This is a genomic window from Streptomyces sp. NPDC030814, from assembly GCF_055572155.1.
In genome coordinates, this window is the sequence record NZ_JBVIDX010000004.1 from 403,697 (window position 1) to 416,954 (window position 13,258).

At 69.3% G+C, this 13,258-nt stretch carries 12 protein-coding genes and 1 tRNA gene; 6 read left to right on the forward strand and 7 right to left on the reverse strand.

The annotated features are described in order from the left end of the window. Positions 1-110: 110 nt before the first annotated feature. The 5 genes from ACZ43N_RS12025 to ACZ43N_RS12045 form a co-directional block, all read right to left on the reverse strand. Positions 111-1,013 (reverse strand): LLM class flavin-dependent oxidoreductase, encoded by a 903-nt coding sequence (locus ACZ43N_RS12025; RefSeq protein WP_468096930.1) that lies wholly within the window; start codon positions 1,011-1,013, stop codon positions 111-113. A 148-nt stretch (positions 1,014-1,161) separates the two neighbouring features. Then, the gene (locus tag ACZ43N_RS12030; protein ID WP_468096931.1) at positions 1,162-1,710 is read right to left on the reverse strand and encodes an RNA 2'-phosphotransferase; all 549 of its coding nucleotides are present in this window, start codon (positions 1,708-1,710) and stop codon (positions 1,162-1,164) included. Positions 1,711-1,845: 135 nt separating this feature from the next. Continuing rightward, positions 1,846-2,748 (reverse strand): MerR family transcriptional regulator, encoded by a 903-nt coding sequence (locus ACZ43N_RS12035; RefSeq protein WP_468097086.1) that lies wholly within the window; start codon positions 2,746-2,748, stop codon positions 1,846-1,848. Between the two features lie 134 nt (positions 2,749-2,882). Continuing rightward, complete coding sequence (locus tag ACZ43N_RS12040; protein ID WP_468096933.1) at positions 2,883-4,670, reverse strand: SDR family oxidoreductase; 1,788 nt, start codon at positions 4,668-4,670, stop codon at positions 2,883-2,885. Then, positions 4,667-5,512, reverse strand: coding sequence for a M24 family metallopeptidase (locus ACZ43N_RS12045; RefSeq protein WP_468096935.1), 846 nt, complete (start codon positions 5,510-5,512; stop codon positions 4,667-4,669). The genes ACZ43N_RS12040 and ACZ43N_RS12045 overlap by 4 nt, the downstream gene beginning before the upstream one ends. 326 nt (positions 5,513-5,838) lie before the next feature. On the opposite strand from ACZ43N_RS12045, the gene ACZ43N_RS12050 reads away from it, so the two are divergent. From ACZ43N_RS12050 to ACZ43N_RS12075, 6 genes are all read left to right on the forward strand, one after another. Beyond that, entirely contained in the window at positions 5,839-6,828 is a 990-nt protein-coding gene (locus ACZ43N_RS12050) for an ABC transporter ATP-binding protein (RefSeq protein WP_468097087.1), read from the forward strand. Further along, complete coding sequence (locus ACZ43N_RS12055; protein WP_468096937.1) at positions 6,818-7,756, forward strand: ABC transporter permease subunit; 939 nt, start codon at positions 6,818-6,820, stop codon at positions 7,754-7,756. The genes ACZ43N_RS12050 and ACZ43N_RS12055 overlap by 11 nt, the downstream gene beginning before the upstream one ends. Next, positions 7,753-8,664 (forward strand): ABC transporter ATP-binding protein, encoded by a 912-nt coding sequence (locus ACZ43N_RS12060; RefSeq protein ID WP_468096938.1) that lies wholly within the window; start codon positions 7,753-7,755, stop codon positions 8,662-8,664. Before ACZ43N_RS12055 ends, ACZ43N_RS12060 begins: the two co-directional genes overlap by 4 nt. Positions 8,665-8,674: 10 nt before the next feature. Further along, entirely contained in the window at positions 8,675-9,394 is a 720-nt protein-coding gene (locus tag ACZ43N_RS12065) for an ABC transporter permease (RefSeq protein ID WP_468096940.1), read from the forward strand. Between the two features lie 300 nt (positions 9,395-9,694). After that, complete coding sequence (locus ACZ43N_RS12070; protein WP_468096942.1) at positions 9,695-9,997, forward strand: SGM_3592 family protein; 303 nt, start codon at positions 9,695-9,697, stop codon at positions 9,995-9,997. 280 nt (positions 9,998-10,277) lie between these two features. Continuing rightward, positions 10,278-10,361 (forward strand) — tRNA-Ser (locus ACZ43N_RS12075). Between the two features lie 270 nt (positions 10,362-10,631). Here ACZ43N_RS12075 and ACZ43N_RS12080 read toward each other — a convergent pair. Continuing rightward, positions 10,632-11,486, reverse strand: coding sequence for an HAD family hydrolase (locus ACZ43N_RS12080; protein ID WP_468096943.1), 855 nt, complete (start codon positions 11,484-11,486; stop codon positions 10,632-10,634). Further along, the gene (gene serS / locus ACZ43N_RS12085; protein WP_468096945.1) at positions 11,483-12,760 is read right to left on the reverse strand and encodes a serine--tRNA ligase; all 1,278 of its coding nucleotides are present in this window, start codon (positions 12,758-12,760) and stop codon (positions 11,483-11,485) included. The genes ACZ43N_RS12080 and serS overlap by 4 nt, the downstream gene beginning before the upstream one ends. Positions 12,761-13,258: the final 498 nt, after the last annotated feature.

Consider the following 13,258-nt stretch of genomic DNA (forward strand, 5'->3'; position numbering starts at 1 on the left):
CCTGCCCTGACAACACCCCCAACGGTTGTGTGGTCCTGCCCCTCTACCTTTTCCCCACCCCCCCGCCCCTCCTCTCTCCCTCCCCCTCCCACGCCACCGGACCGGCAGGTTCAGGACAGCTGGGCGAGCGCCTCCATGGCGATGCGTTCGAAGACCTTCTCGTCCGCGGCGAAGTCGGAGTCCGGGATCGGCCAGTGGATCACGATGTCGGTGAAGCCCAGTGCCGCGTGGCGGCCGGCGAAGTCCACGAACGCGTCGAGCGACTCCAGCGGGCGGCCGCGGTCCGGCGTGAAGCCGGTGAGCAGGATCTTGTCGATCCCGGAAGCGTCCCGGCCGATCTGGGCGGCAGTGTCGGCCAGCCGCTCGACCTGCCCGCGCAGGGCCTGGACCGACTGCTCCGGGGTGCCCGCCTCGAACAGCTTGGGGTCTCCGGTGGTCACCCACGCCTGCCCGTGGCGTGCCGCCAGCCTCATCCCCCGAGGACCGGTGGCCGCCACCGCGAAGGGCAGCCTGGGGCGCTGGACGCAGCCGGGGATGTTGCGCGCCTCGTGCGCCGAGTAGTAGTCGCCCTCGTAGGAGACGGAGTCCTCGCTGAGCAGCCGGTCGAGCAGGGGGACGAACTCGGCGAACCGGTCGGCGCGCTCGCGCGGCGTCCACGGCTCCTGGCCGAGCACGGTGGCGTCGAAGCCGGTGCCGCCCGCACCGACGCCGAGGGTCAGCCGGCCGCCGGAGATGTCGTCGAGGGAGATCAGCTCCTTGGCGAGGGTCACCGGGTGGCGGAAGTTCGGGGAGGTCACGAGGGTGCCGAGACGCAGCTGCTCGGTGGCCGCGGCCGCGGCGGTCAGGGTCGGTACGGCGCCGTACCACGGGCCGTCACGGAAGGTCCGCCACGACAGGTGGTCGTAGGTGTACGCGGTGTGGAACCCGAGCTGCTCGGCCCGCTGCCAGGTGGCGCGGCCGCCCTCGTGCCAGCGGAGGTACGGCAGGATCACGGTGCTCAGACGCAGACTCATGCATCGAGCGTAAGCGCGGACGCGGGATGGGCCGACCAGGCGGGGAGCGGGCCGGGCCGGTCCCGGGGTGGTCCGGGGGCCGTCTGGGCCGCTGGGCTGTTGCGGCCGGGCCGGCCGGCGGCGCCGGCCCGCGTTTCCCGGGCCGTGCTCAGTGGGCCTCCGGGAACTGCAGGTACTGGGGCGGAACCGCCTCGGTCAGCCACACGCCGTTGTCGCTGACCCGGAACACATGGCCGTCGCGGTGCATCGCTGCGGAGTCGACGGAGAGCACGACCGGACGGCCGCGTCGGGCACCGACCCGGGTGGCTGTCTCACGGTCGGGCGACAGGTGCACGTCGTGCCGGTTCATGGGCCGCAGGCCCTCCGCGCGGATCGCGGTCAGGTAGGCCGCGACCGTCCCGTGGTAGAGGTACGGCGGCGGGACCGCCGGGGGCAGACCGAGGTTGACCTCGACGGTGTGGCCCTGGTTGGCGCGGATCCGGTCGCCCTCCACGGCGAAGCGCCGCTTGTCGTTGGCCTCGACCACATGGTCGAGTTCCGCCCTGGTGAAGCGGAAGCCGTGTTCGGCGGCTGCCTCGATGAGCGTGTCGATCTCGATCCATCCGGCCTCGTCCAGGGTCAGCCCGATCCGTTCGGGCTGGTGCCGCAGGTGCTTCGAGAGGTACTTCGACACCTTCACGGTGCGTCTTTCGTCCATCCCGCCAGCGTGCCCGCGAGACACGCGTCACGCACGCGATTTTGATCCGGATGTTTGATCCACAACCAACTGTAGTTATCCACAGGCGAATTGAAGAATCTGTGGACAACTGCATATCCACAGCAGAGCGATTGGTCAACTTTGTTGTGTTTTATAACTATTTGTCGCCAGAGAGTCCAAGGTGCGTGTCTGCACCTCCCGTTCGGCTGCCGCCGTGATGAACGCCTGGACGTGTTCAGGTCCGACTAGCCTCTCCACCGCCTGCATTGTGGAGGCCGGGATCTGAACGGGGAACGACTCGCTCGTCCGCTGGACAGGAGCGTCCGAATCGAGATGTCGGCGGAGGTGGCGTGCGGCCAACGAGCGCATCGCGCGAGCCAGTTCCGCGTCCACCGACTGCTGCGCAAGGGGCCGCAATCGACGTACGAGAGCCGCTGCCTCGGCCGCTTCCGTCTCGGTCGGAGGCAGGTGCCCCCCGAGGTAGCGAGCGAATACGTGCTCGGTGGTGAAGTCCAGGAAACGGGCGGCGATATGCTCGATCTGGCCCCTCAACTCCCGCAGGTGCCCGGCGATCGCGGACAGGGGAACGCCGGCGGCGTGCAACTCGGCTGCCACGGACAGCTCTTGAGGGCTCGGCACGAGGAAGAGGTCCTCCTCGCCGGGAACGGGCTCCAGTACGCCCAACTCGACCGCGTCCGTCACCGCGGCTTCGTCCGGAGTTCCGCCGAACCGCTCGATCAACTCGGCCCGAGTGATCCGGACGGCCTGCTCGTCGGTCCACGGTCCGTCGACCTCGGCGACCAGGCCGAGCACCCCTCCGAGACCGCGGCCCGTGTCCCATGCCTCGAGGAGTTCCCTGATGGAGGCCAGGGTGTAGCCGCGGTCGAGAAGATCTCCGATCTGGTGCAGTCGGTGGAGATGGACGTCCGAGTAGACGTTCGCCCGCCCGCGCCGCTCGGGGCGGGGAAGCAGCCCTTTGTCCTGGTAGGCACGAATGGTGCGAACGGTGGCACCGCTGCGGTGCGCCAGATCCTCGATGCGGTAGGTGGCGGCCGGGCCGTTGGCGGAGGCGGACTCGCGCTGGGTGGCGGGCCCGTTCGGGGCGAAGGAGACCCTTCGTGGTGCGATCTCGTGCCGCTCCGCCCTGTCCGCGGGACGTCCTTCGCGTGGGCTCACAGGCGTGGCTCCCGCCGGGCGAGCGCGCGAAGCGCCTTGGGGGCGAAGCGCGACATGAGGTGTCCGCCTCGGGCCTCCGGGGTGACGGGAACGACGGCCTGGTTGCGCACCACCGCCCGCAGAACGGCGTCGGCGACCTTCTCCGGCGGGTAGTTCCGCAGCCCGTAGAGCCGGGCGGCGTTCTGCTGCCGGCGCTTCTCCTCCTCGGCGTCGACACCGGCGAAGCGGGTGGTCGAGGTGATGTTGGTGTTCACGATGCCGGGGCAGATCGCCGAGACCCCGATGCCCCTGCCGGCCAGCTCCGCGCGGAGGCATTCGCTGAGCATCAGCACGGCAGCCTTGGAGGTGCTGTAGGCGGGCAGCGTCCGCGAGGGCAGATACGCCGCTGCCGAGGCGGTGTTGACGATATGGCCGCCTTGCCCACGCTCGGCCATCTGCCTGCCGAAGAGCCGGCAGCCGTGGATCACACCCCATAGATTGACGTCGAGAACCTTGCGCCAGTCCTCGGGGGTGGTGTCGAGGAAGGAGCCCGAGAGCCCGATCCCCGCATTGTTCACCAGCACGTCCACCACCCCGTACTCGGTGGCGACCTTCTCGGCGAGTTCCTCCATGGCCTGCTCGTCGGAGACGTCGACCGTCTCGGCCCAGGCCTCGGGGGCACCGATCAGCCGGGACAGTTCCGCGGTACGTGCCGCGCCCTCCGCGTCCCGGTCAACGGCGATGACACGTGCCCCGGCTTCGGCGAACGCGAAGGCGGTGGCCCGGCCGATCCCTCCGGCGGCGCCGGTGACCAGCACCAACTGCCCACCGAACCGGTCGGCGTACTTCCCGGTGGCCGACGGACCCGGCCGTCCGCCGTCGACCGCCGTGATGAACTCGGTTATCCAAGAGGCCAGTTGGTCAGGGCGGGTACGGGGGATCCAGTGCTTGGCTGGGAGGGTGCGGCGGGTCAGCCGCGGGGCCCACTGCTCCAGTTCGTCGTAGAGCCGCTCGGACAGAAACGCGTCCCCGAGCGGCGTGATGAGCTGCACGGGCGCGTGCGCGTACGCGTCGTCCCGCGGGCTGGCCAGGCGGGGTCGCACGTTGTCCCGGTACAGCCACACGCCGTGCGCAGCGTCCTCGGGCAGCGACCTGGCCGGATAACCTCCGCTCGGTGACAGCTTTTCGGCCCGCTGCACCATGCCGGGCCACCGCTTGCCGAGGGGGCCGCGCCAGACGAACTCGGGGAGTACGGGCGTGTGGAGCGCATAGATGTACCAGGACCTGGCGCCCTGGTCGAGGAGTTGGGCGAGCCGGCGCGGGGTGGGGACCTTCGTACGCCGCTTGATCCAGTGGCCGAAGTGGTCGAGCGACGGCCCGGACATCGACGTGAAGGACGCGATGCGGCCCTCGGTGCGTTCGACCGTCACGAACTCCCAGCCCTGTACCGAGCCCCAGTCGTGCCCCACCAGATGGACGGGCCGTCCAGGGCTGACGGCGTCGGCGACCGCCAGGAAGTCGTCCGTCAGTTTCTCCAGGGTGAACCCGCCGCGCAACGGCCGGGGCGCCGTCGACCCGCCGTGACCCCGCACGTCGTACAGGACGACGTGGAAGCGCTCGGCGAGGCGTACGGCCACCTCGGACCAGACCTCCTTGGAGTCGGGATAGCCGTGCACGAGCAGCACCGTCGGCTGCTGGGGGTCGCCCAGCTCGGCCACGCACAGCTCGACCCCGTCCGCGCGCACCCGGCGCTCCCGGGCACCTTCCAGCCCCACCGAACCCGCCACCTCTGCCCCCTCGCTCATCGGCACTTGTCCTGTGCCCACCGCCGTACGTGCGGCAGGTCGTCGTCCAGCCAGAAGGCGCTCTCCTCGGGGTCCCGGGAATCCGTGACGACCAGGATCTCCTCGAACTTGGCACCCGTGCCCCGGAAGCCGAGGTGCGGCTCGACCGCCCACAGCCCCGGTTGCGGTGGGTGGTCCGAGAACCGGTACGGGGACCACAGGGGCGACCAGCCGTCACGGTGGCCGCGCACCGCGTCCGACGCCAGGCCTTTCAGCGCCTGTGTACCGAACCCGAAGACATGGGGTGACCAGCGACGTTCCTTGACCCGGTCCACCTTGTGCGCGATGACACCGAAGGGGTACGCGCGATGGCGGTTGGCATATCCCTGGCGGACCATGAGCCGGTCCACGTTCTCGTAGATCTCCCGCAGGGAACGCCGCTCGCGCACCTCGCGCAGGATCAACTCCCGGTGTGCTTGCAGGTCTGCCATCAGCTTGTCGTGCAGGGGACTGGGACCGAGGCAGCCCGAATAGCCGATGTCCGCGGTATGGCCCTTGTAGACGGGGGCCATGTCCAGGATGAACGGCATGCCCGGCTCCAGTCGGCGGTCGGTGGGGAAGAACTGCAGCGGTACGCGGAAGTTCACGAACGCCGTGCGGTCACCGAACCAGGCGAAGGGCAGGTGGAACCAGTCCCGCACCCCGCGCTCCCGCAGCCAGCGGCGCTGCATCCGCGCCGCCTCGCGCTCGGTCACACCCGGTCTCAGCTGGGCCGCCACCGCTTCCGCGCACTCGTACGCGAGGGTCTGCACCTCGCGGAACCCGCGCAGCTCCGCCGTGCGTTCCGCTGTCAGAGAGGTCATGCCACCGGCCCACCTGTCTCCTTCGACCACGGCCCGTGTTCGCAATGTGACATCGATGAATGTGACAGTGTTTGAGGGCTGCGTCAATAGGGGTGGGCGAGGCGGTGGAAAACCGAGGGCACCATCCGGTGGCGTCAGACGTTCTCCAGGTACGGCGGCCGCTCCCGCCCCGGTCCGGCCTGCCGGTGGTTCGACCTCAGGGTGACCCCTAGGGGGACTGACGGCTGATGCCCCCTACGGGCCCGTACGACTCGAGGGGGACGCCGAGACAGCTCTGCGGGGTGACGACCGTGAGGGCCCCCGGCCCTAGTGTCGAAATCGTGACTGTGATCGCGACCGAAAGCCTGAGCAAGCGGTTCCCGAGGGTGACCGCTCTTGACCGGCTCTCCGTGGACATCGGACCCGGTGTGACGGGACTCGTCGGTGCCAATGGCGCCGGCAAGTCCACGCTGATCAAGATCCTCCTGGGTCTTTCCCCCGCCACGGAAGGCCGTGCCGAGGTGCTCGGACTGGACGTCGCCAGCAAGGGCGGCGCCATCCGCGAGCACGTCGGGTACATGCCGGAGCACGACTGCCTGCCGCCCGATGTGTCGGCCACCGAGTTCGTCGTGCACATGGCCCGTATGTCGGGGCTCCCGCCGACCGCCGCGCGCGAGCGGACCGCGGACACCCTGCGCCATGTCGGCCTTTACGAGGAGCGGTACCGTCCGATGGGCGGCTACTCCACGGGCATGAAGCAGCGTGTGAAGCTGGCCCAGGCGCTGGTGCACGACCCGCAGCTGGTCTTCCTGGACGAGCCGACGAACGGCCTCGACCCGGTCGGCCGGGACGAGATGCTCGGCCTGATCCGCCGCATCCACACCGACTTCGGTATCTCGGTCCTGGTCACGTCGCACCTGCTGGGCGAGCTGGAGCGCACCTGCGACCACGTCGTGGTGATCGACGGCGGCAAGCTCCTGCGGTCCAGCTCCACGCGGGACTTCACCCAGAGCACGGCCACCCTCGCGATCGAGGTCACGGACACCGACGAGCACCCCGACGGCACCCGTGCGCTGCGCGAGGCGCTCCACGCCCGCGGTGTGACCGTCTCCGACGGCACCGGCCTCCCCGGCGCCGGGCACATCCTGCTGCTCACCGCGCGAGGAGAGGAGACCTACGACCTGATCCGTGATGTCGTCGCCGATCTGGGTCTCGGCCTGGTCCGCATGGAGCAGCGCAGGCACCACATCGCCGAGGTGTTCAAGGACAGCGACGAGCAGGCGATGTCCCAGCGCACACAGGATGCCTGGAAGGAGGCCGTCGGTCATGGCGGTTGAGCAGACCCGGGTCGAGGCCCCGGCCCACACCGGCGCACAGCCCCCGCGCACGGGCGAACAGAGCCGCATCCACAACATCGGCTACCGCAGCTACGACGGCCCCCGACTGGGTCGCGCCTATGCCCGCCGCTCGCTGTACTCGCAGTCCCTGCGCGGCGCGTACGGCCTCGGCCGCTCGGCCAAGTCCAAGGTGCTGCCGATGATGCTGTTCGCGGTGATGTGCGTGCCCGCGGCCATCATGGTGGCTGTCTCGGTCGCCACCAAGGCCAATGACCTGCCCATCAAGTACACCGACTACGCGATCATCATGCAGGCCGTCATCGGGCTGTACGTCGCCTCCCAGGCGCCCCAGGCCGTTTCACTCGATCTGCGTTTCAAGACGGTGCCCTTGTACTTCTCGCGGCCGATCGAGACCGCGGACTATGTGCGTTCCAAGTTCGCCGCGCTGACCACGGCGCTGTTCATCATCACCGCTGTCCCTCTCTTCGTGCTCTACGTGGGCGCTCTGCTGGCCAAACTGGACTTCACGGACCAGACCAAGGGCTTCGCACAAGGACTGGTGTCCGTGGCACTCCTGTCACTCCTCTTCGCCGGCATCGGTCTGGTGATCTCCGCGGTCACGCCTCGCCGCGGCTTCGGCATCGCGGCCGTCATCGCGGTCTTCACCATCTCCTACGGGGCCGTGTCCGTCGTCCAGGCCATCGCCGACGTGCAGTCCAGCAGCGACGTGATCCCCTGGCTCGGCCTCTTCTCGCCGATCACGCTGATAGACGGCGTGCAGACCGCCTTCCTGGGCGCCACCTCCGCCTTCCCCAGCGGCCACGGGCCGTCCAGCGGACAGGGGGTCGTCTACCTCCTCGTCGTCCTCGGTCTCATCGCGGGCTGCTACGGCCTGCTGATGCGCCGCTACCGAAAGGCCGCGCTGTGACCACGCTCAACATCGACCACGTCTCACGCTGGTTCGGCAACGTGGTGGCGGTCAACGACATCACGATGACGATCGGCCCCGGCGTCACCGGCCTCCTCGGCCCGAACGGCGCGGGGAAGTCCACCCTCATCAACATGATGGGCGGCTTCCTCGCCCCGTCCACGGGTTCGGTCACTCTCGACGGCCGGCCGGTCTGGCGCAACGAGCAGATCTACAAGGACATCGGCGTCGTCCCCGAGCGCGAGGCGATGTACGACTTCCTCACGGGCCGCGAGTTCGTCGTCGCCAACGCCGAGTTGCACGGCCTCGGGGCAACGGCCGCCCAACGGGCACTCGCCACGGTGGAGATGGAGTACGCGCAGGACCGCAAGATCTCGACGTACTCCAAGGGCATGCGGCAGCGCGTGAAGATGGCGTCCGCGCTGGTCCACGATCCGTCCCTGCTTCTGCTCGACGAGCCGTTCAACGGTATGGACCCACGCCAGCGTATGCAGCTCATGGACCTGCTGCGGCGCATGGGTGACGAGGGCCGGTCGGTGCTCTTCTCCTCGCACATCCTCGAAGAGGTCGAGCAACTGGCCTCCCACATCGAGGTGATAGTCGCCGGGCGGCATGCGGCGAGCGGTGACTTCCGGCGCATCCGTCGCCTGATGACCGACCGGCCGCACGTCTACCTGGTGCGTTCCAGCGACGACCGGGCACTGGCCGCCGCGCTGATCGCCGACCCGTCGACCGCCGGGATCGAAGTGGACATGACCGAGGGCGCGCTGCGCATCCAGGCCGTCGACTTCGGCCGGTTCACCTCTCTGTTGCCAAGGGTCGCCAGGGACCAGGGCATCCGTCTGCTCACGGTCTCGCCGTCGGACGAGTCCCTCGAGTCCGTGTTCTCGTATCTGGTCGCGGCGTAGGAGGCCGAAGATGTACGACCCCACAGTCGCCCGCCTCACCTACCGGGCCCTGCTCGGCCGCCGTCGGGCCCTCATTCTCGGCGCGCTGCCCGTTCTGCTGCTTGTGATCTCCGCGGCCGTACGCGGTCTGAGCGGCGCCGACGACCAGGTGGCAGCCGACCTGCTCGGCGGGTTCGCGCTCGCCACCATGGTGCCGATCATCGGAGTCATCGCGGGCACCGGCGCCATCGGGCCCGAGATCGATGACGGTTCGGTGGTGTATCTGCTGGCGAAGCCCGTGAAGCGGTCGACGATCATCTCCACGAAGCTGATCGTGGCGATCGCCGTGACCATGGCCTTCTCGGCTATACCGACGTTCGTCGCGGGCCTGATCCTGAACGGCAACGGGCAGCAGATCGCGGTCGCCTACACCGTGGCGGCGCTGGTCGCCTCGATCGCGTACGCCGCGCTGTTCCTGCTCCTGGGGACGGTGACCCGGCATGCGGTTGTCTTCGGGCTCGTCTACGCGCTCGTCTGGGAGGCCCTGTTCGGTTCGCTGGTGCAGGGAGCGCGCACGCTCAGCGTCCAGCAGTGGTCGCTCGCCGTGGCCCACAAGGTCACCGACGGAGACCTCGTGACCTCCGAAGTCGGGCTGCCCACCGCGGTGATCCTGCTGACGGTCGTCACGGCCGGGGCCACCTGGTACGCGGGACAGAAGCTGCGGACGCTGAAGCTGGCCGGCGAGGAGTGACAGGCTCCTCCTCCGTAGAGGGGAGGCGGCCTCGGATGCCCCTTCGGACTCGCTCCCTCGGAGGAGACTTCTCCCGCGTACGCCGCTTCGGAGGCCACGTCTGATGACGCGACCTCGGAGGGCCATCCTCCGGGGCGCGCGCCACCACGGAACTCCGCAGTGTCGGAAGACCCCCTGCGTACCGCCGCCCACTTTTGATCTTGACGGGAGTTTCACGCACGTCCAGGCACAGTGGGCGAGGGGTACGAAGCGGTAGGAGACGGGCCAGGAAAGGCGGGCCGGAAGGCAGGAGGGACAGGGATGACAGTGGAGGTCACACCCGACGGGGGCGAAGGGCAGGGCAAGAAGTCGGGTGACGGCCCCGGCGCCGCGTCAGGTGCCGGAGGCCGGAGCGGGGACGAGTCCGGGGGCGTCTGGGACGACGTGGTACTGGATGAGGACTTCATACGGTCCGCGGAGTCCGCCGAGCCGTCGGCGCGGGCTCGGATGCTGGCCGCGCGGTGGCGGGAGCAGGCGCCCGATCCGCAGCCGTGGCGGTCGGACGAACCACCTGCCGGGTGGTTCTTCAGCAAGGCGCGTCGGCGCAAGTGGCGTCGTCGCTGATCGTCCTCCACCGGTGAGATCGGCCCGGTCGATATTCGGTGGCGGGCAATCCGGCTGCCGGGCACAGTGGTTGGTGTCCAGGCCGCCGGACCGAGGCGGCACCACGTTCTGGGAGAGGAGCCCGGCGGTGCTGTTCATCAGGCGCAGTACGCCGAGTTCCCGACAGGGCAGTCCGCAGCGGACTCCGGAGTAGTTGCTCTCCGTCGAGCCCGCACCGCAGGGGAACTGCCCGGGGCGGCCGCTTCGAGCACGCGAATCGCTTCGCGTGGGTCGCCCACCCGGAGGATTGGCCGAGTGGTAAGGCACCGGCTTGCTAAGCCGTGGTCGGGTTTTGCCCGCGCACGTTCGAATCGTGCATCCTCCGCCCGTTCGCTGTCACTGTGACTTGGCCGAGTGCCGGGGCTGAGGGCGAGTGCAAGAAGCCCTCAGTGTTGGTGCCCGACCTTTGGGGCCTCTGGTGGGGCCCACAGGTAAGGGGCACCAGGGATGTTGACCGCCCGGTGGCCCATCGTGGCCCCCCGCCCGTCGACCCCTGAGCCTCGGCGTGTCGCTGACCGCTCCCGGACCCGCGGGGGAGTAGGCGGCGCCGCGAGCGTGGGGCCCCGGCGTGATCCGCACGGCAGGGCCCGACTCCTCAGTCGGCCAGCAGGCGTTCCAGGACCTCGGCGATGCCGTCGGCGTCGTTGGAGGAGGTCACCTCGTTCGCGATGGTCTTGAGGGTGGGGTGAGCGTTGGCCATGGCCACGCCGTGGGCGGACCAGGTGAGGAGAGGGATGTCGTTGGGCATGTCGCCGAAGGCGATCGTGTCGACGGCCTTGACACCGAGGCGGCGCGCGGCGAGGGAGAGCCCGGTGGCCTTGGTGAGGCCGAGGGGGAGGAGTTCGACGATGCCCTCGCCGGCCATGGCCACCGAGACGAAGCCGCCGGCTGCCCGCTGGGCGGCCTCGGTGAGTTCGTCGGTGCTCAGGGTGGGGTGCTGTATGTAGATCTTGTTGAGCGGCGACGACCAGAGGTCGGACACGTCCGTGAGCGGGGTGGTGGGCAGAGAGCCGCGGAAGGCGTACCCGGGACCGACCATCAGTTCTCCGTCCAGGCCCGCGCGGCTGGCGGCCAGGTACAGCGTTCCGACCTCCGCCTCGATCTTGGCGAGAGCCACCGCGGCGAGCTTCCGGTCCAGGGTCACCGCCGTGAGGAGACGGTGCTCCCCTGCGTCGTACACCTGGGCGCCCTGGCCGCAGACCGCCAGACCGCGGTAGCCCAGGTCGTCGAGGATGTGGCGGGTCCAGGGGACGGCCCGGCCGGTGACGACGATGTGGGCGGCGCCCGCCGCGGTGGCCGCGGCGAGCGCCTCACGGGTGCGCGTCGAGACCGAGTCGTCGGAGCGCAGCAGCGTTCCGTCGAGGTCGGTCGCGATCAGCTTGTACGGGAAACCCGAGGGTGCGGAGGGAGTACCGCCCGGTACTTCCTCGGTGGCAGCCGCTTCGCTCACTTGGTGACCGGCTCCAGGACCTCGCGGCCGCCCAGGTACGGGCGCAGGACCTCGGGGATCCGGACGGAGCCGTCGGCCTGCTGGTGGTTCTCCAGGATGGCGACGATCGTGCGCGGGACGGCGCAGAGCGTGCCGTTGAGCGTGGCCAGCGGGCGGACCTGCTTGCCGTCACGGACGCGGATCGACAGTCGGCGGGACTGGAACTCGGTGCAGTCCGAGGTCGAGGTCAGCTCGCGGTACTTGCCCTGGGTCGGGATCCACGCCTCGCAGTCGAACTTGCGCGAGGCCGAGGAACCGAGGTCGGCGGAGGCGACGTCGATGACGCGGAACGGCAGTTCCAGCGACGTCAGCCACTGCTTCTCCCACTCCAGCAGGCGCTGGTGCTCGGCCTGGGAGTCCTCCGGGGTGACGTACGAGAACATCTCCACCTTGTCGAACTGGTGGACGCGGAAGATGCCCCGGGTGTCCTTGCCGTGCGAACCGGCCTCGCGGCGGAAGCACGGCGAGAAGCCGGCGTAGCGCAGCGGGAGGCGGTCGGCGTCGATGATCTCGTCCATGTGGTACGCGGCGAGCGCCACCTCGGAGGTGCCGACCAGGTACAGGTCGTCCTTGTCCAGGTGGTAGACGTCCTGGGCGGCCTGGCCGAGGAAGCCGGTGCCGGCCATCGACTGCGGGCGGACCAGCGCCGGGGTCAGCATCGGGGTGAAGCCGGCCGCGGTGGCCTGGGCCATCGCCGCGTTGACGAGGGCGAGCTCCAGGAGGGCGCCGACACCGGTCAGGAAGTAGAAGCGCGAGCCCGAGACCTTGGCGCCGCGCTCGGTGTCGATCGCGCCGAGGAGCGTACCCAGTTCCAGGTGGTCCCTGGGCTCGAAGCCCTCGGCAGTGAAGTCGCGGATCTCGCCGTGCGTCTCCAGCGTGACGAAGTCCTCCTCGCCGCCGACGGGGACCTCGGGGTGGACGAGGTTGCCGAGCTGGAGGAGGAGCTCCTGCGTCTCGGTGTCGGCCGCGTCGCGCTCGGCGTCGGCGGCCTTGACGTCGGCCTTGAGCTGCTCCGCGCGCTTCAGCAGCTCGGCCTTCTCGTCGGCGGTGGCCTTGGGGATCAGCTTGCCGAGCGACTTCTGTTCGGCGCGGAGCTCGTCGAAGCGGACGCCGGAGGACCTGCGCCGCTCGTCGGCAGACAGGAGAGCGTCGACGAGCGCGACGTCCTCTCCACGGGCGCGCTGGGACGCGCGCACACGGTCGGGGTCCTCACGGAGCAGGCGAAGGTCAATCACCCCTCAAGGCTACCGGGGAGTGCTTCCGCCCCACGACTCGGAATTGCAGTACGCCGCTTCTGTGGAGATTTGAGCGGAATGTTCGCTGTGTCGGCGAAGTGGTCGCCGTCAATGAATTGTCGCCCGACTCCCCGAAAGTAGACGCGAAGATGGTCCTTGGTTGACTCGATTCCCTTGTGTCGTACGGGACTTGAGGGCCGGTCGTCCACAGGGATCCGTAGTGCCGAAAAGTTATCCACAGGCTGTGTGAAAGATCTGTGGACTGCCCAGGTGATCGTTTCGCATGGTGGGGGCCCGCTTCAGGATTCCCGGCTCAAACCACCTTCACGCCCACGTTCGAGTGGATTCGCAGGGAAATAGGCCGCTCTGAAGGGTGGACTCGGGGAAACACTCGGGCGAAGGGTGATCTACGGGGGTGTGGACAGAGCGCCCGCCCCAAGGGGATTTGTCGACTGAATGGCGCCGCGCTGTCGACTTGTCCCCAGATCGAGAAGCCCA